This is a genomic window from Bacillus sp. Root920, from assembly GCF_001429445.1.
Lineage (GTDB): Bacteria > Bacillota > Bacilli > Bacillales > Bacillaceae > Bacillus > Bacillus safensis.
Genome location: NZ_LMJV01000001.1, coordinates 1,080,444 through 1,101,659 on the forward strand (window position 1 = coordinate 1,080,444; position 21,216 = coordinate 1,101,659).

A 21,216-nucleotide genomic window follows, 5' to 3' on the forward strand; every position below is an offset into this window, starting at 1 on the left:
AGGAGTAGAGTCATGAAAAAAATCAACTTTTTTAAGCACTTTACGATGTCGAAGAAATTAATTACTGCATTCTTAACGATTCTCCTAGTGCCAATTCTCGTATTGGCTGCATTTTCTTATGAAGTGGCCTCAAAGTCTCTTAATGATGAGATTATGTCTAGTGCTGCAAATGGTGTTCAACAATTAAACGAACTCATTAATAAAGATATACAGCCTAAAATTGACATTGTTTCATATTTATCCAAATCGGTCAAAAAGAAGGAATTGACTGCTAAAAACAAAGATTTACTCAAAGAGAAATTAGAGCAATTATCGGAAACAGATGATGATGTAGTAGAAGTATTTGTTGCAGATCAAAATGGTAAACTAACTGAATATTCCAAGATTCACAAAGGTAATGCAAAGAGCGCAAAAAATGAACCATGGTTTCAGCAATCGATGGGAGAGAAGAAACTCATCATTTCAAATCCTTTTGCCGACAAGTCATCAGATGACCTGCTCATCACAATATCAGAACAGTTAGCAGATGGGTCTGGTGTGATTGGGGTGAATGTACGATTAAATACGGTTGTAAAAGATACAAACAGCATCAAAATTGGCCAAGAAGGCTATGCGTTTATCGCCACATCAGATCAGCGTTATGTGGCCCATAAAACCGATAAGGCGGGGACAAAGCTGACTGGTGACTTCATCTCAAAACTATATGATAAAAAAGAAGGCAGCTTTGAATATGAATACAATGGCCAGCCGAAGCAAATGTTTTTTGCCACAAATGAAGCAACAGGCTGGAAACTTGCTGGAACGATGTATGTGAATGAAGTAAAAGAAGCCGCACAGCCAGTGCTCGACTTAACAATGATTATCCTTGCGGCTGCGATTGCCATTGGCGGAATCGCGATTTATTTTATTATTAAATCGATTCGAAAGCCACTGATAGAGCTCTCTGAATCGGCTGAGAAAATCAGTCAAGGTGATTTGACCCAGCATATTGAAGTTCGTACGCACGATGAAATTGGTAAGCTAGCGCAGAGCTTTAACGACATGTCAGCAAAGCTGAAACAAGTCATTCAAGCTGTCCAAAATTCCATTGAAAATGTGGCTGCCTCGTCTGAAGAGTTAACGGCAAGTGCAGGACAGACAGCTCAAGCGACTGAGCATATCACATCATCTATTGAACAGTTCTCAAACAGCACTGAACATCAAAATGATATGATCGAAAAAAGCTCAGTCCAGTTAAACGAAATGGATCGGAGCTTATCGCATATGGTCGGCACAACCTCTCATATGATGGAATCGTCGATCGAATCGAGCAGAACCGCTCAGGCTGGAGGAGAACTCGTTCAAAAAACAGCAGGTCAAATGCAAACGATTGAGCAGGCAGTAAAAGAAGCAGAGCTTGTCATTGCAGGCTTGGAGCAAAAATCAAAGGATATTACAAACATTCTTGGGGTCATCAACGGTATTGCGGATCAAACGAATCTCCTTGCTTTAAACGCTGCGATCGAAGCCGCACGAGCAGGTGAAGCAGGCAGAGGCTTCTCTGTTGTCGCAGAAGAAGTCCGCAAGCTGGCAGAGCAGTCAGGAAGCTCTTCAAAAGAAATTGAAAGCCTGACGAACGAAATTGTGGAGGAAATAGAAAAATCGCAGAAAATGTTTAAACAAGTAGCAGGTGAAGTACAATCTGGATTAAACATTACAGATGAAACGAAAGTAAGTTTTGAGAAAATCACTGATAAAACATCAGAAATAACAGAACAAATGAAACAAATGAACGGATCAGCCAAAGAGCTATCGCATGGCTCAAATGATATTTCTCATGCGGTGAATCAAATCAAAGAGCTCTCAAGAGAAAGCTCAGCAGGCTTCCAAGATATCGCGGCATCAGCAGAAGAGCAGCTGGCATCTATGGAAGAGATCAGCTCATCCTCTGCCACTTTATCTCAGATGGCAGAAGAACTAAGGGAGCTTATTAAACAATTTAAAATGTAAGGGAGTAGCGAAACACCTGACGCCAAAACGTCAGGTGTTTTTCCATTCGATGCATATAAATTGGGTAATTTGGACTTATTTAGACTTTAATAAGTTAAAAAAGTAAAGAACCTAGTAGTACTTCCGATATATATACTATCTTACTAAAAGGAGTTTTCTTTTTTATGAAATTCATACAGTATTTCAGAAAGCCATCTATTTCAAAAAAGCTCGTATTCTCTTTCTTATTTATTCTTTTATGTCCAATCATCGTATTGGCATTCTCTTCATACCATACGGCAAGCACTTCCTTAAATGATCAAATTATGCAAAGTGCTAAGGAAAACGTAGAGCAGCTAGATAAAAATATAACGAAGGTTGTAAAAGTGAAAACAGACGCAGCCGATTTCTTTAGCAAATGGATCACGGAGAAAAAGCTCAAGCAAAAAGGAACGACCGATATTCAAGAACGCTTTGAGCAGTTCATGAGTATGAATGATGACACAGAAGGCATTTTTGTCGCTTCAAGTGACGGTAAAGTGTTTTCAAGATATCCTAATCAAAAAATGCCTGCCGATTATGTCGCAACTGAGCGGGATTGGTATAAAGACGGCTGGGCGAAAAACGGTGAGCTATCTGTTTCAGCACCATATGCAACGGCTTCAACCGGTACACTTGTGGTGACCATCTCTAAAAAATTAGAGGATGGATCAGGCGTCATCGCGATGAACCTAGACATTGCGAATCTAGTTAAAGAGTCCAATAGCATTAACATTGGGAAACAAGGCTTTGCCTTTATTGGAAGTCCAGATCGCACATATGTGGCGCATCCAAAGAAAAAAGCAGGAACAAAAATATCTGGTGGTGAATGGTTAGAAAAACTGTATTCACAAGATAACGGAGCTATGAGCTACATGTTTGAAGGAAAAGAAAAGCAAATGGAGTTCACCACAAACAAGGCGACTGGCTGGAAGATTGTCGGGACGATGTTTGTCAGTGAAGTAGAAGAAGCTGCACAGCCAGTCTTTAACATGGCCGCTATTATTTTAACAGGCGCGCTTATCATTGGCGGGATTCTAATCTTCTTTATCATCCGTTCCATTACAAAACCACTTTCCACTCTTGTCTCTTCTTCGAAGAAGATCAGTCAGGGAGATTTGACAGAAAAAATTGATGTCCGCTCAAAAGATGAAATTGGACAGCTTGGCACAAGCTTTAATGAAATGAGTGAGTCCCTAAGAGATGTCATTCAAGCTGTACAAACATCTGTTGAGAATGTCGCTTCATCATCTGAAGAACTGACGGCGAGCGCAGGTCAAACAACAAAAGCAACCGAACATATTACATCATCTATTGAAACATTCTCAAACGGCAACGAAAATCAAAGCGAAATGGTGGAGCAAAGCGCGGCTCATTTAAAACAAATGAATGAGGGTCTGAACGAAGTTGCCGAAACGTCTGATGTCATCACATCGTCATCTATTCAATCAAAAACAGTTGCGGAAACAGGCGGACAGCTTGTGGAGCAAACTGTTGGCCAAATGAAGACGATTGACCATTCAGTGAAAGAAGCTGAAGGCGTGATCAACGGGCTAGAGCATAAATCAAAAGATATCACAAACATCTTAGGCGTGATTAACGGTATTGCGGATCAAACGAATTTACTTGCACTAAATGCCGCCATTGAAGCAGCACGCGCAGGCGAGTCAGGCAGAGGATTCTCTGTTGTTGCCGAAGAAGTGCGTAAACTAGCGGTTCAATCATCGGATTCAGCAAAAGAAATTGAAAAGCTTGTAAATGAAATCGTCACTGAAATTGAAACATCTCAAAATATGTTCAAAGCAGTGAATGAAGAAGTGAAGAATGGTCTTACAATTACAGATCAAACGAAAGAAAGCTTCTCACAAATAAATGAACAAACAGCGGAAATCGCAGCAAGAATGAATGAAATGAATACAACGGTGCGCGAGCTGTCGAAAGGATCTGAGCAAATTTCTAAAGCAGTGAATGAAATTGCAGATGTATCGAGAGAGAGTTCAGCAAGCATCCAAGATATCGCAGCATCTGCTGAAGAGCAGCTTGCTTCTATGGAAGAGATTAGTTCTTCATCTACGACTCTTTCCAAAATGGCGGAAGAATTACGTGATTTAATTAAAAAATTCAAGATTAGTGAATAAGGTTAAGTGGTTCTCCTCAAGGGGAACCGCTTTTCTTTTTAACAGGACATCTCGTACAATAGAGGAAATCGAAAGAAGAGGAGAGATAGTATGCGTTTATCAGATAAGAAGGTCATTGCGTTTGTCAGCGATGATTTTGAAGATTTAGAGCTGTGGTATCCGGTTCTGCGATTAAGAGAAGAGGGAGCAACTGTCCATCTTGTAGGTGAAAAAGCAAATCATGAGTACATCGGGAAATATGGTGTGCCGGCGGTATCCGATGCAGATTTTTATTCCATTCAAGCTGATGATTATGATGCTGTGCTTGTCCCTGGTGGATGGGCGCCTGATAAACTGCGCCGCTATCCAGAAGTATTAGACATCGTCCGTACATTTGATGCGAAGGCAAAACCAATCGGTCAGATTTGTCATGCCGGCTGGGTGCTGATATCAGCAGGAATCCTGAAAGGCAGACAAGTGACAAGTACACCTGGTATTAAAGATGATATGACAAATGCTGGTGCGGACTGGTTCGATGAGGCAGTTGTCACAGATGGCCACCTCATCTCCAGCAGACGCCCGCCAGACCTTCCGCCGTATGTGAAAGCATTTGCGGATGTGTTAGCGGCAAAATAAATGACTGACACGAAACGTAAAAAACAAAGGGCGAACAAATCAATCATTCGCCCTTTGTTCATCATTTCATGCCCTATCATGCCCTATACATTTTGTCTGTCGGCAGGATACATCACGCCCATTTGTCTTCTCGCTTCGTCCATGACGGACATGGTTTGAACAGATAAGGCAAATGTATTGACCGGAGACTGCCCCATTCCCTGCTGAATACACTCAATAAAATGATTCATTTCATAAGACATAGCTGGCTGATCATCTTTGAGAGAGATGTCAGTTTGATGTCCGTCACGGTCATATATCGTAATTTGTGAAGGACGGTGGAATTGATCAATCACCATTGTAGCATCCTCGCCTTGAATTTCAGCCGATAAATGAGACGTTGAAATTTTAGAATGAAAAAGAAGTGCTTGATGCCCGTCATACTGTAAAAGGACTGAACCGTTCCCATCCACACCAGAAGAAAGCTTATAGCCTCTCGCGGTGATTTGATTCGGCAGACCAAATAAGGATATGACTGGGTAAACGAGGTACACCCCGATATCCATTAAAGAACCATTGGATAGCTCAGGCTTAAAGGCATTTGGAAGCTCGCCGCTTCGATAGGCATCGTATCTTGAAGAATATTTACAGTAATGCGCGACCACTTGCCTGATAGGTCCAAGCTGATCAAGATGCTGTTTGATTTGAAGGAAGTTAGGCAGAAATGTCGTTTTCATCGCTTCCATCAAACAAACGTGATGTTTTTTCGCTGCGGCAATCATTTCTTCCACTTCTTTTCGATGAGAGGCGAATGGTTTTTCGCATAAAACATGCTTTTGATGCTCCATCATCAACATGGCTTGCTCTTTATGAAGGGCATTTGGACTCGCAATATACACGGCATCAAACGTATCACTTTCCGCCATTTGTTGTAAGTTCGTAAAAACCGTATCAATCCCATATTTTTCGGCAAAGGCCTGTCCTTTTTCAGCGGACCGTGAATAGACGGCTGTACATGTAAAATCAGCTAGTTCTTCACCAGCTTGTAAGAACCGATCTGTAATCCAGTTCGTTCCGATGACAGCAAATCGAATCATGTGATTCCCTCCTTCTGCTTTTCTCTGATTATACATGCTTTGAAAGCGTTTGTATGAAAGAATATTCTTTTTATTGACAAGCGGATGAAACCTTTATATAGGCTGAAACGTCTTACATAAAGGATATAAATGTACGAAAAGTGGGTAGTTTCTTCCTTCTTCGGGTAATACTCAAGATAGAAGGGAGAGGAGGAAACATGAAGCGCGTCCTGCATATAGGAAGTACATACACCTTTGCGCTTTTATTCATAGCGGCTGGTATTTTTCATGTGATAGAGCCGAGCGGCTTTGCCCGCATGATGCCAGGCTGGCCATTTCCATATGTAATGGTCTATGCGACTGCATGTTTTGAATGGCTGCTGGCCGTGCTGCTGCTTTTGCCAAATGTCAGGATTACAGCGGCAAAATCCATTGCTGTCTATCTTGTACTCATTTTCCCTGCAAACTTATTTGCTGCTCGTGAGGGAATACCATTTCCAGGTCAAGAAAATACAGAACAAGCCTTGCTATGGATAAGGCTTGTTGGACAGCCGATTCTCATTGTATGGGTGATGTCTATTGCAAAAAGGGAAAAAAAGCTGAAACAATGACCACCATATCATGATCAAGTAGTGTACAATTTACTCATAAAATAGCCCGTGTTTGGAGGAACGATATGAACTCTATGCAAATGTGGAGCAGTCGATTCAGAAAATTTTTTCTTGATAACAAGTTTGTTCTCTTTTTACTCGTCCTGTTATTAATTGGATTGAATATCCTTGTTTTCATGAAAACATCATTTATTTTCACACCGCTCATTGTACTCGTCAAAACCATTGCCTTACCGATTATTTTAACGGGGGTCGTGTATTATTTATTAAATCCAATTGTCAACTTGTTAGAGAAAGCAAGAATCAAGCGGATCTATTCCATTTTGCTTTTATATATTGTCATTATTGGGATTATTACAGTGACCATCGTGTCCATTATTCCTTTTTTACAAGCTCAAACCATGAGTCTCTTTCATAATCTTCCGAAATACGTCGATACAGTAGAAGATCAAATTAGACAATTAACAGGAAGTAACTTTATTAATCAAGTGCAAAACTCGATGAACTTTAACGTGTCTGAATTAGTAAGTAAAGCATCCAGTCAAGCGACGAAGATTTTGGAAAGCACCTTTACCGGTGTAGGAACATTCTTAGGGGCGCTCACAGAAGTCATTATCTCGATCGTGACTGTGCCGTTTATTCTGTTTTATCTATTAAAAGACGGCAAAAAGCTGCCTGACTATCTATTGAAATTTTTCCCAAGTAAAATGAGGGAACATACACATATCATGCTTCACGAAATGAACCACCGTCTGAGCTCGTATATTCGCGGACAGATCATTGTCAGCTTCTGTATCGGTGTTCTTCTGTTAATCGGTTATATGATCATTGGACTTGACTATGCGCTGCTGCTCGCTATCATTGCTGCATGTACAAGCATAGTGCCTTACCTTGGTCCAACAATTGCGATTACACCAGCGATTGTGATTGCACTTGTGACGTCACCAGTAATGCTGTTAAAACTCATTATAGTCTGGACAGTGGTTCAGCTAGTTGAAGGGAAATTCATTTCTCCTCAGGTGATGGGGAAAAACCTTCATATTCATCCTATTACGATTATTTTTGTTATATTAACAGCTGGGAAATTGTTCAACGTGGTCGGCATTATTGTCGCTATTCCGACGTATGCCGTTCTGAAGGTCATCACGACTCACTTATTTGATTGGTTCAAAATGCGGTCCAATTTGTATAAAGAAGAAAAGGTTTGATGTCATAATCTTTTTTTGAAAAAAATATAGTATCATAAAGACGAGCTTTCGATGAAGGAAGCTTGTCTTTATGTGGACATAGATGTTTGGCGTGTTCAAAAGATCAGAATTGAAAGGAAAGAAAATCATGAATCTATGGGATTTATTCGTGGCACTGGTTTTAGGAATTGTCGAAGGATTAACAGAGTACGCACCTGTTTCATCTACAGGTCACATGATTATTGTCGATGATCTTTGGTTAAAATCAAAGGAAATTATTACGCCAGAAGCGGCCAACACATTTAAAGTCGTGATTCAGTTAGGCTCAATTTTAGCTGTTATGATCGTGTTTAAAGATCGTATTTTAAACTTATTGGGCTTAAAGAAAAATATCACCGAAGAACAAAAGCGCAGCGGGCATAAACTGACCATCGCCCAAATTGCAGTTGGACTTGTTCCAGCCGTCATTTTAGGATTCTTATTTGAAGATTATATTGATAAATACTTATTTGACGTCAGAACGGTCGCTGTCGGTTTGATTTTAGGGGCAGTGCTGATGCTTGTCGCTGACTGGATCAATAAACGAAAAACAGAAACAAGCTCTGTCGATAACATGACGTACAGACAAGCGCTTTATATTGGACTGTTTCAATGTTTAGCATTATGGCCAGGCTTTTCGCGCTCAGGTTCGACGATCGCAGGCGGGGTTATTCTTGGTTTGAATCACCGTGCTGCGGCAGACTTTACATTTATCATGGCGATGCCGATTATGGCAGGAGCAAGCTTGTTAACCCTTGTGAAAAATGCCGAATATTTAACACCGGACATGCTGCCATTCTTTATCGTCGGCTTTGTGAGTGCGTTCGTTGTGGCTCTCTTTGTTGTTCGATTCTTCCTAAAACTGATCAATAAAATCAAACTGGTGCCTTTTGCGATATACCGAATTATCCTAGGTGTGATTTTATTTATCCTGTTCATGTAATACTGTAAACTACTCTTTTATAAAGAGTAATTTCAGCGTGTAGACAAACCCTCGCATTCGGTGTCAGGTCTGCGCTCCAGTGCTCACGAATGTCGAATTCGCTCCGCTCCGGTGCTCGCCCTTCCTAGACTGCAAAGGTTTTCTATCACGCTGAAAAGAAGACAAAGGGCTAAAATCAAGATCATTTTAGCCCTTTGTCAACAATCTGAAACTACTCTTTTATAAGGGTAGTTTTTTTGTTATTTCGCCTAATTAAACAGTAAAAACCCCCTCTTAATTGGTAGAATAAGAATTTTTTTCATAAATTAGTGTTTAAGGGACAGATAAAGGGGTAGTACATAAACATACCAATTAAAGGAGGAGTTAGAAATAATGAGAAAAACAAGCAAAATGTTTGTTGGTTCTGTCATCGCTACGTCAATGATTGCTGCCCCTCTATCTCTTACGACTTTTGGTCAAACGGCTGAAGCTGCTACAACAACAGGTGTTGATGGAAGTGTCTCAATTGATCCAGTAGCCATTGCCGATAAAATTGAACAAGCAGTAAAATCATCTCAAAATCGTGATGGATTCGTAAAAAATGCGGCATACAGTGCGTTCTATGAAGCAGGTCAAAACTACAACGTTGTTGTCCAAAACTTAAGCCAAGACCACGACTTTAGCGGTCTGAACAATGTTGTTTACTATGATAGTGTTGAATATGACGGTATTACGTTTGGTATTTGGGTATTTGAAGATGGTACGTTTGTCAATAATGGCGACGGTGGATATATTAACTGGACGTTTGTTGGCAGCTTTGACCGAGAAGATGGAAGCGGAACTGTCGATTTTCATAAAAGATTCTAATCTTAAAAGTCTGCCGGAGAATCGGCAGACTTTTTTTATAACGCACATTCTTCTATTTCAAACCCTAAATCTTCAATGATGTGATGATCCGTTTGGACTTGCTGGCCTTTTGTTGTTAAATAATCACCAACAAAAATGGAATTTGCGGCATAAAGTGCGAGCGGCTGGAGTGTCCGTAAATTAAACTCTCTGCCTCCGGATACCCGAATTTCTTTTGTTGGGTTGACAAATCTCATCATTGCCAGCACTTTCAATGCTTTGATTGGGTGTGTTCGTTTTTGATGCTCAAGCGGTGTTCCTTCGATGGCATGAAGAAAGTTGACTGGAATTGAATCCGCATCAAGTGCTCTGAGCGCAAAAGCCATTTCAACAATTTGCTGATTGGTTTCACCCATTCCAATAATGACCCCTGAGCAAGGTGACATGCCGGACTGTTTGACCTGCTCAATGGTCGATACACGGTCATTGTATGTATGAGTTGTCGTAATGTGAGCATGATGATCATGATGTGTATTGATATTGTGATTATACCGATGAACACCCGCTTCCTTCAGCCGCTTCGCTTTTTCTTCATTTAATAACCCAAGACAGGCACACACCTTCAAAGGCATTGTTTCAGTGATCTCCTTGACTGCTGCTGTGACTTCATCTAATTCCCTATGAGAAGGCGCTCTCCCGCTTGCCACAATACAATAAGTCCCGGCTTTTCTTTTGAGAGCTTCACGCGCACCAGCTACAATGGTCTTTTGATCAAGCATTGTATATCTTTCAACTGGTGCTTTTGAAATCATCGACTGTGAACAATATCCACAGTTCTCAGGGCAATATCCACTTTTCGCGTTAAAAATCATATTTAATTTCACCTTTTTTTGAAAAAAATGAAATCGCACTTGATAGGCTGCATGCATAATAGGTAACAATTCTCTATCGTCAGCTTCAAGAATGTCTAGACCCTCTTGCGCCGTGATCGGTTCATTTTTCAGAGCTTTCTCTGCTATCGTTTCCCAAGACAAAGATATGTGTTTTATCATCATCAGCCCCTTAATATGTCAACTTATTATAAATAAAAGTTAACATATTGGTTGATCTATAGCAAGAATTGAATGTCTAGCTCGTTTTAGAGAATTGTCACATTATGAAAGGCGATGATATGATGTCATCGCCTTAAGTTTAATAAATTTAAAAGAGTTTTAGTAGGTAATTGTATAGTTGTTAATCACAAGTTCACCATCTGAATTTAGATAAGATACTTTAACAAAGCCAGGTTTTAAAAAGTAAATCCAAGTGAAATTTGGAGCAGTTTGTTTCAGTTCAACAGCATCAGTACTACCTGACAAATTTATTTTACTGATTGGAATTGAAAAAGCACCAGACCATCCTACCTTAACTTTACGGTCGATCGTAATTACTTTATTCATAATAGGAGCTTTTTCTATAACTGGTTCTTTAGGTTGTGCAGCTGCATGGGCACCTTCAGTTTGGAAGAACGTAAGAGCACCAACAGCAGCTAAAGACAATATACAAGCTTTCATGAATTTTTTCATCGGTAACACTCCTTTTTTTTTGATATATACATATATTAATAATAATAGAATTATTTGTCAATTAAATATATGAAAAAAAGAGTAATTATGGTGAAAATTGTCACATATTTGTTGGAAAAGACATGATTTTTTATTCATATGCTATTTCTTTTTTAAGGGAAAAAGAGGTATAAAAAAAGCTGGGTTTGTCCCAGCGTAAAGCAGATGAAAAGAGATGATCAATGGTCGTCACGCTTTTTTGGCTGACGACCTTTTTGCTTCTCTTTCTCTCTAATGTAGTTAATAAAATCGATGGTTTGTCTTCGTGCTTCTTCGGAAAAATCTGAGGCTGCTTTAAACGCAATTTGCAAATCAGGATCGTCTGCAAGATCGTCATCGGGCCTGCCTTTGTCCTTACCTGTGAGAAGATAATCGGTTGAGACCCCATATAACTCGGCAATTTTCACAATCATTTCACCGTCGGGTTTTCTCAAGCCGTATTCCCAGTTTGCATAAGTGGACATTGCCTTTAATCCGAGTTTTTTAGCAACTGTTGACTTGCTCCATCCATGCTTCTCTCTTAATTCAGTTAGAATCTTCCCAGTCAAATTATCCATCAGAAACACCTTTTTTCATGTTATGAGTAAATTTTATCATGAATTACACGGAAAAGATAAATAAATACACAAAAAGAATAAAAATGTGATTGACTTACTCGTTACGTGTATATTATCATAATGAATATAACTTACACATATTGAGTAAGAGGTGGACAGATGAAACTTGAAAATTTACGAGAAGAGCGCATATTGCAAGGTAAAACACAAACCTATATGGCGAAAAAATTGGGATATAAGTACACAAGCGGCTATGCGAATATCGAAATGGGCAGAACGAAGCCTAGCTTAGAAATAGCAAAGCATATTGCAGATCTGCTGAATACCGGGGTTCAAGAGCTTTTTTTTGGCCAAAAGTTACACGAAAAGAGTAATTCTTTAAAAGAAGATCGGTTCTTAGAAAAGGGGAGACGAGCAGAATGAATATTGAACATCCAATGGTGACTCAGATGAGTGACTTTGGTTATCCAAAAAGCTATTGGTTATATGACATGAAACGATATGGATACCAAACAGAAATTGAGGACAGCTTGGAGGGAGCTGAAGAAGATGAGACATCAGCTGACGTTTGATGCTAGAAAAGAAGCGCAGCTTTGTTTAGACCAAGCTGGCGGCTGGATCGCCTTTCATCGTCAGAAACCGATGTTTGTTTTTGCCACAGCAGAAGAGAAAGAGACATATATGACCCTCCTGGAAGCTAAGGTCGATGATACAAAAAAGGAGGAATCAGGGCAACGTGAAACGATGGAAGGAAATCATGACATTTTTGAAATGCTTGCTCAAAGCGAGTAAAAACGAACACGACATTCGCCAGTGGTCAAAGGATGACGGGAGATCATAACATGGTCATCCATTTAATCATTGAACATGAGCATTTGTTAACAAAAGAGACATTGATGAAAAGAATACGATCAGCTGCAAAAGGGCAAAGCCCGCAAAAATTAAAAGGCGCACTATCACTTGAAATTCGTTTATTTGATCACATGCCGTTTGACATAGCTGACTGCCAAAAAAAGCGTACATACGCAGAAAAAGGGTTGATACGCCCGGTACACGTCAGCATCTTTCAGCCGAATCTACAGCATATTCAAGAAGCACTTCATTCTATAGCCGATGAAGTCCCTCTACAGATGGTCGATTTAAGAGTTTCTCAGTTTTATAGTATGTGTCCAAGAGTTGAAATCATTATCAATACGGTAGGTGGTGGCACGAGGCCAACACCAAAAAAGGAGACAAGCAGATGAACGAGCCAAAACAACTATTCATTCAAGAAAACCAAACATTTGTCGGTGAGATGGAAAAAGGAAAAATTCAAGTCATCGTGTTAGATGGGAATGTAGGAACGGCTTATAAAATGGATGTACCTGAACATGGAAAAACCATTATTCAAACGGCAAAAGGTCATTTTGCAAGAGTAGATCACGAGATTGGTTTTAAAATCAGTTAACTGACTGAACACATCAAAGCACAATATTATGTCCAAGACGGAAAGCCTGCGGACACTGATCAAGACCCTGCTAAAAGGGGGCCTGATTGGTGTCCGTTTTTTATTTTCTTAAAAAAGGGAGAGAGCCAATATGCAAGATTTACTCATTGAATATAAAAGAGCTTTAAAGAATGCTAGAAAACAATATGAACCATTTAAAGAAAAAGAAGAACATCAGCTGTCCGTTCAAGACAAGCATGATAAAAAAATGATCGCCAGTATGGTAAGCGATCTGGAATACGTAGTAGAATGGCTTCAAATCGGAAGAGAGCCAGGTGCGCGCAGAGGATTGGACAGACGTTCAGTCTATCAGCGTACCATTCTCGCAAATCCAGAAGTGTTAGAGGCTTTATCACATGAATATACCCTTATTCAAGAGAAAGAAAGAGAAGTCAGTGAGAGAGACAAAAGACGAATTGATGAAGCTTTGTCTGTTTTAACAGATCGAGAAAAGGACGTGTTCTTTATGCACACAACACAAGGGTTATCGTTTAGCGAGATTGCGGTTATGCTGGATGTCAAAAAAGGAACTGTCCAAAAACATATGGAAAGAGCGCGGACGAAGATGTCCAAAAAAGTACAAGAACGCCTATTCAGAGCTGCTGAATAGGTGTTTTTTCTGTTCAAAAATAAATCAGCTAAAGCTTGTCTTACAGTTGCCACCTATAGTTAGAAAGACCAAACGAATGTTTGCTAGCCCTACACAAATGATTCCTTCAGAGGGAACCATTCGAATTAAAAGGAGGCGGCAGGTGAATGTAAATGAAAGATAAACGGATAGAGGCCAAGCAGGATTATATGAAAGGGATGACGTACCAGCAAATTGCTGATCATTACAATGTCTCGATCCATACCGTCAAATCGTGGAAAAGACGATACGGATGGCAAAGACAAAAAACTTCGTCAAAGCAAGCACACTCGATTTTCAATCAATTTCTTTCAGATGAAACGATTGAAATCATGGAGAAAATGGATGGACGCACATCGCTTGATTTAATCTGGGACCAAATTCAAATTCAATATGCAGCCATTATTCGTGCGCAGCGAATCATGTATGTAGCAGATCAAGAGGACATGATCAAAGAGCTGAAAAAGGCGGCATACATGCCTTCTTCATTAGAAGAAACAGGCGAAGGCATTCAGACAGAACTAGACATTACCTCAGAAGAATACTCGTTTCAATTTTCATGGGATCGGCATGCGACGTTTTTGAATGCACAATCCCGTGCAATGGGTGAACTCAGACGTCTAATAAAACAGTTTGAAGAGCTCGCACATGCGAAGGATGAACGAAGATTAAGGCTGAAGCAAATTGAACTGACGATTGAAAAAACGAAAAAAGCAGTGCGTGAAGAAAAAGAGGAAGATCTTCAAATCATGATCAAGCGAAAAGAGGACGACTCATGACGCCATTGATTGAAAAAGAAGTCAATCCTCATTTTGAACACTTTCTATTCGATTGGAATCAAAAGTTTCAATTTTTAGTAGGGGGCTATGGCTCCTCTAAAAGCTATCACATTGCTTTAAAGCTTGTCTTAAAACTGCTGGAAGAAAAGCGGACAGCACTTGTCATTCGAGAGGTGTATGATACGCACCGCGAATCAACCTTTTCTTTATTACAAGAAATCGTCAGCGACCTCGGCATCGACCATGTGGTAAAGTGCCGAAGTTCGCCGCTTGCACTAACGTTTCGAAACGGCAGCAGCATCTTATTTAAAGGACTGGACAAGCCTGAAAAATTGAAATCGATCAACAACATCTCGATCATTTGGATTGAGGAATGTTCAGAGGTTTCTTATGAAGGTTTTAAAGAGCTGCTTGGAAGGCTGAGGCATCCATCTTTACCGCTTTATATGATGTTATCGACGAATCCTGTTGGTCAGGATAATTGGACGTACAGACATTTTTTTCGAGATGAACAGCTGAAGCGATTTGTTTTAGATGACGAAACATTATACAAAAAGCGAACCGTTGTCATCAAGGATACGTATTACCATCACTCCACGGCGGAAGATAACCTATTCCTTCCTAAAAGCTACGTGAAGCAGCTGGATGAGCTGAAAGAGTATGATCCAGATCTCTATCGCATTGCGAGGAAGGGGTATTTCGGCATTAATGGCACAAAGGTTTTTCCTCAATTTGAGGTGAGAAGCCATTCTGATGTATTAGAAGCCATTCAGCAGATTGACAGACCGCTGAAACGAGCAGGCATGGATTTTGGATTTGTTGAATCATACAATGCGCTCATTCGGTTAGCTGTCGATCATGAAAAAAAGTACTTATATATTTATTGGGAATATTACGACCGCGGGAAAACAGATGATGAAACAGCCCTTGACTTGAAAGAGTTCATTGAATCAAAGGAACTGATTAAAGCTGACGCAGCCGAACCTAAAACCATTCACTATTTTCGGCAGCGCGGCTTTCAAATGGTAGCGGCACATAAGTTCCAAGGCTCACGTTTGCAGTATACAAAAAAAATCAAACGGTTTAAGAAAATTATTTGTTCTGATGCTTGTCCATATACCATCTATGAACTTCAATCACTAACCTATAAGGCAGATAAGGATGGACGTCTAGAGGAAGATGAATTTCAAATCGATCCGCACACTTTATCAGCCATCTGGTATGCGCTGGATGATTATGAAGTGACAGATTTGAAACAGACCGCCTCGGAGCGTGTCCGTCCAAACAGAGAGAGGAGGTCCATACAATGAAACAATTGAAAGCTACCATTATGAAGGCAAACATGTCTGATCATACAAAACAAATGTATGCAGATGAATTTTCCTACGAAAAGGATGACATTGTTCCCCCGCCTTACAATATCAATGAATTAAAAAGCATGGCAGAATATTCAACCATTCTTCAGCAATGTATTGATGCGTATAAGACCAATATTTTAGGCTTTGGTTTTGGTGTTGAATACGCCTTTGACTTTAATGCAGAAGGTGTGAAACCGGCAAAAAAGAAGGCAGCAGAGAAGGAATGGACAAGACTTGAAGAGTTTACGAAATACATGAACTATGATGAGTCTGCTGATGTGGTTCTTGGCTATGTCATCGAAGACCGGGAGAAAACGGGGAATGGTTTTTTAGAGGTTCTCCGAGATGGTCAGGGAAAGCCGGCAGGAATCGAGTATTTAGATGCGCTCCATATCCGTATTTGCAAGCTTAGTGAGCCAGTTGACGTTGAATTCCGGTATACAGAAAACGGCGAAGTGAAAACAATGAATCGAAAGAAACGATTCCGTAAATATGTGCAGGTGATCAATGAAAAGAAAGTCTTCTTCAAGGAGTATGGTGATCCGCGCATTTTACATTGTGAAACAGGCAAATACGATGACACCACCCCAGAGCCGCTGCGCGCAACAGAAGTGATTCATTTTAAAATCGGCAGTGGAACGTATGGAATTCCCCGCTGGATTGGCAACATCGTCAATATGTATGGAGCACGCAAGGCAGAAGAGCTGAACTACCTTTATTTTAAACAAGGGCGGCATGTACCTGGAGCCATCATTGTCGAAAATGGAATGCTGTCTGAGTCTTCCTATCAGCAGCTTCAGGATTATATGGACGATATTGAAGGCTCTGATCATGCACATAAGTTTCTCTTGCTTGAAGTCGAAGGTCTCCCGACGGAAAAAGGGTTAACTGGAGAAGAAGATGTCTCAAATGTCAAAGTGAACTTCAAATCTCTGGCAGAGATCTTGCAAGAAGATGCACTCTTTTTAGAATACGATGAAAAAACAAGAAACAAGATCCGCTCTGCTTTTCGCCTGCCGCCTATTTACACAGGTGAGTCTCAAGACTATAACAAAGCGACAGCCGATACGGCGCGGAAAACAACAGAAGAACAGGTATTTCAGCCTGAACGGCATCTCATCACAGGAAAACTCAATACCCTTTTCCTGCCGGATCTTGATATTTGGCACGTTCGTTTCCTATTAAATGGACCTGACTTTAGAGATCCATTAGAGATTGCCAAGGTTCTGACACCGTTTATTCAGGCTGGGGCAGTGTCACCAAACGATTTGCGAGATCTAGCGGGACGTATCCTTGGGAAAACGTTAGAGGAATGGCCGGAGGATCTCTATCACAGACCTTTAGAAAGCCGCATGACATCAGCCGAGCAACAGCCTCAACGAGAGACGAATCAGCTGAAGAAATAAACCGAAGCGCATGCGCTTTTTTGAAAGGGGGTGAACATATGCCAAGAGAATTAAAAAACGCAAAAATTACGCATGTTTCCTATGTGGACAGAGCCGCAAACAAAAAGAAATTCTTTTTGATGAAGGCAAAGAAAAGCCAGCCTGACTTTCAAAAGGAGGTTAGTGTGCTGACAAAGGCAGAAGATGCTCATCGCCTTGTGTATGGTGTCGTGTATGAACCGAATACACCTGATGCACACCAAGACTTTATGTCTGCAACAGAAATTGAAAGAGCGGCACATGGTTTTATGAAGGATGCTCGTCACATTGACAAGCAGCATGATTTTCAACATGGTGTGGGCGAGGTTGTTGAATCATACATTGCCCCCGCTGATTTTGAGGTAGGCGGTGAGCTGATTCGAAAAGGATCTTGGGTACTTGTAACAAAGGCTTCCCAAGAGATTTGGGATCAAATTCAGAAAGGCCACATTACAGGGTATTCAATGGCTGGAACGGCGGACATCGTAGCAATAGAAGAACAAGATCAGCTCCTATCTCAAAGCACAAATGAGAGAGGGCTTTTTTCTTTGCTGAAAAATTTCTTTTTGAAAGAGGAAGGTGCAAACATGTCACAACAATTTTGGAGCGTTTTAGACCATCTGCTGGAAGCCTTACAGTCAAGTGATGGTGATGAGACGGTCGTAAGAGCAGCGCTTGAGCAATTGCTGCCAATCGTGCAGGACATTTTGAAGACAGAGGATGTGCTTCAAACGATTGGTGAAAGGCCAGCCTCCGTACAAAAACAAGATGCCGCTTTGACGACGGAGCAAGTACAAGAGCTTGAAAAAGCAAAAATGGCCATTGAAAACGTCTTACAGCAGGCAGAACAGCAGGAAACAGATCAAACAGAGGAAGAACCTGTCCAAAAGGTGCTTGAGCAAGTCGTTGCACCGATTCGTCATCAGCTTTCTTCCTTAGAGAAATCAGCCAGCAGAGAAAAAGCAGCGCTTGAGCAAGTGCTTCAGCAGCAGCTTTTGCCTATTTCAGAGCGGATTCACATGCTTGAAAAAGCGCGCGGTTTGTCAAAACAAACAATCCACGATACACAAAACGACAGTACAAAGCCCATATGGGATGGCTTACTATAAGCCTAAATAAGGAGGAAACAGTGTGAGAAATCAAGAGTTGATTCGCAAGGCCGAAATGACACTTGCCAGCTTAAAAACCGGCGGTCTCATGAACGCAACCCAATCCAACACATTCATTAGAATGATGCAAAATACACCAACCGTTTTAAATGATGCACGTATCATTCCAATGGAAAGTGATTCACAAAAAATCGAAAAAATCGGCTTTGGCCAGCGTATTTTGCGCCCAGCAGAAGAAGGCAAAGCACTTGATGCGAAAGACCGTGTTGTCCCAGCGACAAGCACTGTCCAGCTAAATGCGAAAGAGGTCATCGCAGAGATTCATATGACCTATGACAGCATTGAAAACAATATTGAGAAAGACGGAATTCAGCAGACAATTATGCAAATGCTCGCTGAACGAGCAGCCGTTGACATTGAAGAGCTCATCGTCAATGGCGATACGACTTCTGCAGATCCATTTTTAGCTCAAATGGATGGCGTGAGAAAACAAGCAGTCTCTCATATCGTAGATGCAAACGGAGCGGAAATCAGCCGCCAGATGTTTAAGCAAGCTTATAAAGCGATGCCATCAAAATATTTACGTGTACCTCAGGATTTCCGTTTCTACACATCCCCAAGCTTAGAAGTTGAATGGAAGGATCAAGTAGCAAACCGTCAGACAGGCCTTGGAGATGCGGCCATTCAAGGCGGACTTTCTTCTGCATTTGGTGTGCCGGTCAAAGGTCTTGCCAATATGCAGCCATATGACGAAGCGGGAACAGACGTATCAGATATTTTGCTGACACACCCTAAAAATATTATCGTAGGTTTCTCTCGTAATATTCGAATTGAAGTAGAAAAAGATATTCGCAGCCGTAAATTTATTATTGTCCTCACAGCGAAGCTAGACAGTAAATTTGAGGAAGAGGATGCTGTAGCAAAAGTGATGAAAGTGAAAGAGTAGGTGACGGCAGGCCATGATCATTTCTGCTGAAGAACTGCAAGCCTATTCTGTATTTGATCGTGTGAAAAATCGATCTGTGGAAAGACTGACAGCAGATATTATCGAAGCAGAAGCTGCGGTATTTCAGATCGTAGGTCACGATTTCTCAAACGAAAAATATCAGCCCCTCCCTGAAAAAGCAAGAATCGCATTATTAAAAATGGCCCAATATTTTGCCATGCTGAATGATGATGAATCTATGATGAAAGGCTTTACGTCAGAGAAAATGGGCGATTATTCATATGCGAAGGCAGCTGATCAAGTCAAAGTCAGACCCTATGTATATGCCCTGCTTGTAGATTACATTGAACCAACATTGACCGGCGGCAGTGCCAAGTTAAAGGTGAGGTCATTATGAGCTATCAATCTCTATTAACAGATCGCTGTGATCTTTTTCATCTTGAACAGCAGGATTCCGCCCGCGGAAAATTTGGAATTCCAGCTGATGATTTACAAATAACACTTTCCTATCCTGATACTCCCAGCTTGACCGATCTTGCTTGTTATGTCATAGAAAAGAACCAGTCACTTGTGCAAGAAGAGCCGAATACAGTCATTTATCAATCCTATCTTGTCCATTTTCCTTTAGCAAGTGATATTCGCTTGCATGACAAAATAGTGTGGAATGGCGTGTCACTCAAATTACAGCAGCCTAAAAAAGTGAAAAATCATCACATCGAAGTGATAGCAGTCAGGAAGGAAAATCTATGAAAATTGATGGACTTGACCGGTTGATTTCGCAGCTGCGGACAGCGTGTGATGGCGGCTTAAAGGCAGAATATCAAGATTGGCTGGAGGACATGGGCCTGCAGTTTTTAGACATCATTCAGGATGAATTAATCAAGGAGAATGCTGTTGATACAGGCCGGCTTCTTAGATCCTTTACACAAGGCGATAAGGAGAATCATTTTCTCATTTCAAAAGGCGGCCTCACACTTGAGGTGGGAACGCAGCTTGAATATGCCTCCTATGTCAATGACGGACATGCCACTTCTTCAAGTGGAGAGCGAAGATGGGTGCCTGGCAGATGGACTGGCAGCCGCTTTGAATATGATCCGAATGCAAGTACAGGAATGATGCTTGCCTCTCAATGGATTGATGGCAATGGCTACTGGGATCATGCTGTCATGCTCTATGAGCAAATGTTTGAACAGTCGCTGGATCGAAAGCTGCAAAGCTGGTTCGATCGACATTTTGGGAGGTGATGGAATGAATCAAGAAGTCGGGGCAATCATGCATTATATCTACACACACTTTCCTGTGACAATGTATGATCGTCTTTTGCCAGAACGCTTTCAAGTGCCATCCGTTTATGTGCCGCCTGTGACAGTGATCAGTGGTCCAGATACGGTCTCTACCTTTATGAAATCTTATTCGCTGCAAGTGAAAGTCTTTCATATTGATACAGAAAAAGCACATGATGCGGCAGAAACAATCGTTGATGCATTGCTTGCTGATCGTCAAATCATTCAGATGATGAGTGAAGACGGAGAGGTGCTTGATGATTATGTCCGCATAAAAAGAGTGGAAACAAGAATGATAGATCAAGGCGTAGCAGCGATTGTCCTGACATGGGATAGCAGCTATTGGTACAACCGTGACAAACAGGCAAGCCTTGAAGATATCAACTTTTCAGATGGGGTGATCAAACGTGAGCAAGACTAAACATGCACAGCCCGCTCAAACAGCCGGCGAAGAAAAAGAATTTGGCTTTTCATTTGAAGCCTTGAAGGAGCACAGTAAGGATCTTTTTGGGGTCAAACCAGAAATCCTTGAAGGGGCTCTTTTTTATATCAAACATCAACCAATTACAAAAACAGAAGCGAAAAAGCACATTGATGCTTTTTTGTCCAAGGAGGTTTAAAG

Annotated in this window: 27 protein-coding genes and 2 pseudogenes; 25 read left to right on the forward strand and 4 right to left on the reverse strand. The window is 40.9% G+C overall.

Going from position 1 to position 21,216, the window contains the following annotated elements; genetic code table 11:
• Positions 1-153: 153 nt before the first annotated feature.
• The 5 genes and pseudogenes from ASE42_RS19450 to ASE42_RS05085 form a co-directional block, all read left to right on the forward strand.
• Positions 154-1,050, forward strand: a pseudogene (locus ASE42_RS19450) (cache domain-containing protein); the annotation flags it as partial.
• Positions 1,042-1,989 carry a methyl-accepting chemotaxis protein gene (locus ASE42_RS19455; protein ID WP_414730820.1) on the forward strand — a complete coding sequence of 316 codons (948 nt, stop codon included), beginning with the start codon at positions 1,042-1,044 and terminating at the stop codon, positions 1,987-1,989. The pseudogene ASE42_RS19450 and the gene ASE42_RS19455, both read left to right, overlap by 9 nt.
• Before the next feature lie 305 nt (positions 1,990-2,294).
• Positions 2,295-3,200, forward strand: a pseudogene (locus tag ASE42_RS19460) (HAMP domain-containing protein); the annotation flags it as partial.
• Complete coding sequence (locus ASE42_RS19465) at positions 3,192-4,145, forward strand: methyl-accepting chemotaxis protein (RefSeq protein ID WP_414730821.1); 954 nt, start codon at positions 3,192-3,194, stop codon at positions 4,143-4,145. The pseudogene ASE42_RS19460 and the gene ASE42_RS19465, both read left to right, overlap by 9 nt.
• A 90-nt stretch (positions 4,146-4,235) precedes the next feature.
• Positions 4,236-4,760: a type 1 glutamine amidotransferase domain-containing protein gene (locus tag ASE42_RS05085; protein WP_024423278.1), complete on the forward strand. Its 525-nt coding sequence runs from the start codon at positions 4,236-4,238 to the stop codon at positions 4,758-4,760.
• Between the two features lie 83 nt (positions 4,761-4,843).
• On the opposite strand, the gene ASE42_RS05090 is transcribed toward ASE42_RS05085, so the two are convergent.
• A complete protein-coding gene (locus ASE42_RS05090) occupies positions 4,844-5,836 on the reverse strand; it encodes a Gfo/Idh/MocA family protein (protein ID WP_056765934.1) in 993 nt (330 codons plus the stop codon).
• A gap of 197 nt (positions 5,837-6,033) precedes the next feature.
• Here ASE42_RS05090 and ASE42_RS05095 point away from each other — a divergent pair, with 197 nt between their 5' ends.
• From ASE42_RS05095 to ASE42_RS05110, 4 genes are all read left to right on the forward strand, one after another.
• Entirely contained in the window at positions 6,034-6,426 is a 393-nt protein-coding gene (locus tag ASE42_RS05095) for a DoxX family protein (protein WP_056765936.1), read from the forward strand.
• Positions 6,427-6,491: 65 nt separating this feature from the next.
• Positions 6,492-7,634, forward strand: a complete 1,143-nt coding sequence (locus ASE42_RS05100) for an AI-2E family transporter (protein WP_024423275.1) — start codon at positions 6,492-6,494, stop codon at positions 7,632-7,634.
• 127 nt (positions 7,635-7,761) lie between these two features.
• Positions 7,762-8,595, forward strand: coding sequence for an undecaprenyl-diphosphate phosphatase (locus ASE42_RS05105; RefSeq protein WP_025094210.1), 834 nt, complete (start codon positions 7,762-7,764; stop codon positions 8,593-8,595).
• A gap of 372 nt (positions 8,596-8,967) precedes the next feature.
• Positions 8,968-9,441, forward strand: a complete 474-nt coding sequence (locus tag ASE42_RS05110; RefSeq protein WP_024423274.1) for a hypothetical protein — start codon at positions 8,968-8,970, stop codon at positions 9,439-9,441.
• A gap of 35 nt (positions 9,442-9,476) precedes the next feature.
• Here the strand turns inward: ASE42_RS05110 and bioB are convergent, their stop codons facing one another.
• From bioB to ASE42_RS05125, 3 genes are all read right to left on the reverse strand, one after another.
• Positions 9,477-10,472 (reverse strand): biotin synthase BioB, encoded by a 996-nt coding sequence (gene bioB, locus ASE42_RS05115; protein WP_056765938.1) that lies wholly within the window; start codon positions 10,470-10,472, stop codon positions 9,477-9,479.
• Between the two features lie 159 nt (positions 10,473-10,631).
• Entirely contained in the window at positions 10,632-10,985 is a 354-nt protein-coding gene (locus ASE42_RS05120; protein ID WP_056765941.1) for a hypothetical protein, read from the reverse strand.
• A gap of 218 nt (positions 10,986-11,203) precedes the next feature.
• Positions 11,204-11,581: a helix-turn-helix domain-containing protein gene (locus tag ASE42_RS05125; RefSeq protein ID WP_024423272.1), complete on the reverse strand. Its 378-nt coding sequence runs from the start codon at positions 11,579-11,581 to the stop codon at positions 11,204-11,206.
• Positions 11,582-11,740: 159 nt separating this feature from the next.
• Here ASE42_RS05125 and ASE42_RS05130 point away from each other — a divergent pair, with 159 nt between their 5' ends.
• The 16 genes from ASE42_RS05130 to ASE42_RS05200 all read left to right on the forward strand — a co-directional run bounded on the left by ASE42_RS05130 (position 11,741) and on the right by ASE42_RS05200 (position 21,214).
• Positions 11,741-12,004, forward strand: coding sequence for a helix-turn-helix transcriptional regulator (locus tag ASE42_RS05130; protein ID WP_056765943.1), 264 nt, complete (start codon positions 11,741-11,743; stop codon positions 12,002-12,004).
• Positions 12,001-12,153, forward strand: coding sequence for a hypothetical protein (locus tag ASE42_RS19045; protein WP_162860191.1), 153 nt, complete (start codon positions 12,001-12,003; stop codon positions 12,151-12,153). The genes ASE42_RS05130 and ASE42_RS19045 overlap by 4 nt, the downstream gene beginning before the upstream one ends.
• Positions 12,131-12,373, forward strand: a complete 243-nt coding sequence (locus ASE42_RS05135; protein ID WP_235566679.1) for a hypothetical protein — start codon at positions 12,131-12,133, stop codon at positions 12,371-12,373. Before ASE42_RS19045 ends, ASE42_RS05135 begins: the two co-directional genes overlap by 23 nt.
• Before the next feature lie 50 nt (positions 12,374-12,423).
• Positions 12,424-12,825 (forward strand): hypothetical protein, encoded by a 402-nt coding sequence (locus tag ASE42_RS05140; RefSeq protein WP_041107597.1) that lies wholly within the window; start codon positions 12,424-12,426, stop codon positions 12,823-12,825.
• Entirely contained in the window at positions 12,822-13,028 is a 207-nt protein-coding gene (locus ASE42_RS05145; RefSeq protein ID WP_024423268.1) for an XtrA/YqaO family protein, read from the forward strand. Before ASE42_RS05140 ends, ASE42_RS05145 begins: the two co-directional genes overlap by 4 nt.
• 130 nt (positions 13,029-13,158) lie before the next feature.
• Positions 13,159-13,677, forward strand: a complete 519-nt coding sequence (locus ASE42_RS05150; protein WP_024423267.1) for a sigma-70 family RNA polymerase sigma factor — start codon at positions 13,159-13,161, stop codon at positions 13,675-13,677.
• Between the two features lie 152 nt (positions 13,678-13,829).
• Entirely contained in the window at positions 13,830-14,474 is a 645-nt protein-coding gene (gene terS, locus ASE42_RS05155; RefSeq protein WP_024425907.1) for a phage terminase small subunit, read from the forward strand.
• An 8-nt stretch (positions 14,475-14,482) separates the two neighbouring features.
• The gene (locus ASE42_RS05160; protein WP_162253746.1) at positions 14,483-15,784 is read left to right on the forward strand and encodes a PBSX family phage terminase large subunit; all 1,302 of its coding nucleotides are present in this window, start codon (positions 14,483-14,485) and stop codon (positions 15,782-15,784) included.
• Positions 15,781-17,238, forward strand: coding sequence for a phage portal protein (locus ASE42_RS05165; protein ID WP_041107594.1), 1,458 nt, complete (start codon positions 15,781-15,783; stop codon positions 17,236-17,238). The genes ASE42_RS05160 and ASE42_RS05165 overlap by 4 nt, the downstream gene beginning before the upstream one ends.
• A 38-nt stretch (positions 17,239-17,276) precedes the next feature.
• The gene (locus ASE42_RS05170) at positions 17,277-18,365 is read left to right on the forward strand and encodes an XkdF-like putative serine protease domain-containing protein (protein WP_041107592.1); all 1,089 of its coding nucleotides are present in this window, start codon (positions 17,277-17,279) and stop codon (positions 18,363-18,365) included.
• A 22-nt stretch (positions 18,366-18,387) separates the two neighbouring features.
• Complete coding sequence (locus ASE42_RS05175; protein ID WP_024425904.1) at positions 18,388-19,311, forward strand: phage major capsid protein; 924 nt, start codon at positions 18,388-18,390, stop codon at positions 19,309-19,311.
• Positions 19,312-19,324: 13 nt separating this feature from the next.
• Positions 19,325-19,708, forward strand: coding sequence for a DUF3199 family protein (locus tag ASE42_RS05180; RefSeq protein WP_041107590.1), 384 nt, complete (start codon positions 19,325-19,327; stop codon positions 19,706-19,708).
• Positions 19,705-20,061, forward strand: coding sequence for a YqbH/XkdH family protein (locus ASE42_RS05185; protein WP_041107588.1), 357 nt, complete (start codon positions 19,705-19,707; stop codon positions 20,059-20,061). Before ASE42_RS05180 ends, ASE42_RS05185 begins: the two co-directional genes overlap by 4 nt.
• A complete protein-coding gene (locus ASE42_RS05190) occupies positions 20,058-20,555 on the forward strand; it encodes an HK97 gp10 family phage protein (RefSeq protein ID WP_041107586.1) in 498 nt (165 codons plus the stop codon). Before ASE42_RS05185 ends, ASE42_RS05190 begins: the two co-directional genes overlap by 4 nt.
• Positions 20,556-20,559: 4 nt before the next feature.
• On the forward strand, positions 20,560-21,015 hold the full coding sequence (locus tag ASE42_RS05195) for a phage tail terminator family protein (protein WP_039180991.1): 456 nt from the start codon (positions 20,560-20,562) through the stop codon (positions 21,013-21,015).
• Positions 21,002-21,214 (forward strand): hypothetical protein, encoded by a 213-nt coding sequence (locus ASE42_RS05200; protein WP_034282476.1) that lies wholly within the window; start codon positions 21,002-21,004, stop codon positions 21,212-21,214. Before ASE42_RS05195 ends, ASE42_RS05200 begins: the two co-directional genes overlap by 14 nt.
• Positions 21,215-21,216 lie beyond the last annotated feature (2 nt).

What these genes read in the sequence shown, in the direction of transcription:
- ASE42_RS19455 (WP_414730820.1), top strand. Translation starts at nt 1,042, where the DNA reads ATGTCAGCAAAGCTGAAACAAGTCATTCAAGCTGTCCAAAATTCCATT.
- ASE42_RS19465 (WP_414730821.1), top strand. Translation starts at nt 3,192, where the DNA reads ATGAGTGAGTCCCTAAGAGATGTCATTCAAGCTGTACAAACATCTGTT.
- ASE42_RS05085 (WP_024423278.1), top strand. Translation starts at nt 4,236, where the DNA reads ATGCGTTTATCAGATAAGAAGGTCATTGCGTTTGTCAGCGATGATTTT.
- ASE42_RS05090 (WP_056765934.1), bottom strand. Translation starts at nt 5,836, where the DNA reads ATGATTCGATTTGCTGTCATCGGAACGAACTGGATTACAGATCGGTTC.
- ASE42_RS05095 (WP_056765936.1), top strand. Translation starts at nt 6,034, where the DNA reads ATGAAGCGCGTCCTGCATATAGGAAGTACATACACCTTTGCGCTTTTA.
- ASE42_RS05100 (WP_024423275.1), top strand. Translation starts at nt 6,492, where the DNA reads ATGAACTCTATGCAAATGTGGAGCAGTCGATTCAGAAAATTTTTTCTT.
- ASE42_RS05105 (WP_025094210.1), top strand. Translation starts at nt 7,762, where the DNA reads ATGAATCTATGGGATTTATTCGTGGCACTGGTTTTAGGAATTGTCGAA.
- ASE42_RS05110 (WP_024423274.1), top strand. Translation starts at nt 8,968, where the DNA reads ATGAGAAAAACAAGCAAAATGTTTGTTGGTTCTGTCATCGCTACGTCA.
- bioB (WP_056765938.1), bottom strand. Translation starts at nt 10,472, where the DNA reads ATGATAAAACACATATCTTTGTCTTGGGAAACGATAGCAGAGAAAGCT.
- ASE42_RS05120 (WP_056765941.1), bottom strand. Translation starts at nt 10,985, where the DNA reads ATGAAAAAATTCATGAAAGCTTGTATATTGTCTTTAGCTGCTGTTGGT.
- ASE42_RS05125 (WP_024423272.1), bottom strand. Translation starts at nt 11,581, where the DNA reads ATGGATAATTTGACTGGGAAGATTCTAACTGAATTAAGAGAGAAGCAT.
- ASE42_RS05130 (WP_056765943.1), top strand. Translation starts at nt 11,741, where the DNA reads ATGAAACTTGAAAATTTACGAGAAGAGCGCATATTGCAAGGTAAAACA.
- ASE42_RS19045 (WP_162860191.1), top strand. Translation starts at nt 12,001, where the DNA reads ATGAATATTGAACATCCAATGGTGACTCAGATGAGTGACTTTGGTTAT.
- ASE42_RS05135 (WP_235566679.1), top strand. Translation starts at nt 12,131, where the DNA reads ATGAGACATCAGCTGACGTTTGATGCTAGAAAAGAAGCGCAGCTTTGT.
- ASE42_RS05140 (WP_041107597.1), top strand. Translation starts at nt 12,424, where the DNA reads ATGGTCATCCATTTAATCATTGAACATGAGCATTTGTTAACAAAAGAG.
- ASE42_RS05145 (WP_024423268.1), top strand. Translation starts at nt 12,822, where the DNA reads ATGAACGAGCCAAAACAACTATTCATTCAAGAAAACCAAACATTTGTC.
- ASE42_RS05150 (WP_024423267.1), top strand. Translation starts at nt 13,159, where the DNA reads ATGCAAGATTTACTCATTGAATATAAAAGAGCTTTAAAGAATGCTAGA.
- terS (WP_024425907.1), top strand. Translation starts at nt 13,830, where the DNA reads ATGAAAGATAAACGGATAGAGGCCAAGCAGGATTATATGAAAGGGATG.
- ASE42_RS05165 (WP_041107594.1), top strand. Translation starts at nt 15,781, where the DNA reads ATGAAACAATTGAAAGCTACCATTATGAAGGCAAACATGTCTGATCAT.
- ASE42_RS05170 (WP_041107592.1), top strand. Translation starts at nt 17,277, where the DNA reads ATGCCAAGAGAATTAAAAAACGCAAAAATTACGCATGTTTCCTATGTG.
- ASE42_RS05180 (WP_041107590.1), top strand. Translation starts at nt 19,325, where the DNA reads ATGATCATTTCTGCTGAAGAACTGCAAGCCTATTCTGTATTTGATCGT.
- ASE42_RS05185 (WP_041107588.1), top strand. Translation starts at nt 19,705, where the DNA reads ATGAGCTATCAATCTCTATTAACAGATCGCTGTGATCTTTTTCATCTT.
- ASE42_RS05190 (WP_041107586.1), top strand. Translation starts at nt 20,058, where the DNA reads ATGAAAATTGATGGACTTGACCGGTTGATTTCGCAGCTGCGGACAGCG.
- ASE42_RS05195 (WP_039180991.1), top strand. Translation starts at nt 20,560, where the DNA reads ATGAATCAAGAAGTCGGGGCAATCATGCATTATATCTACACACACTTT.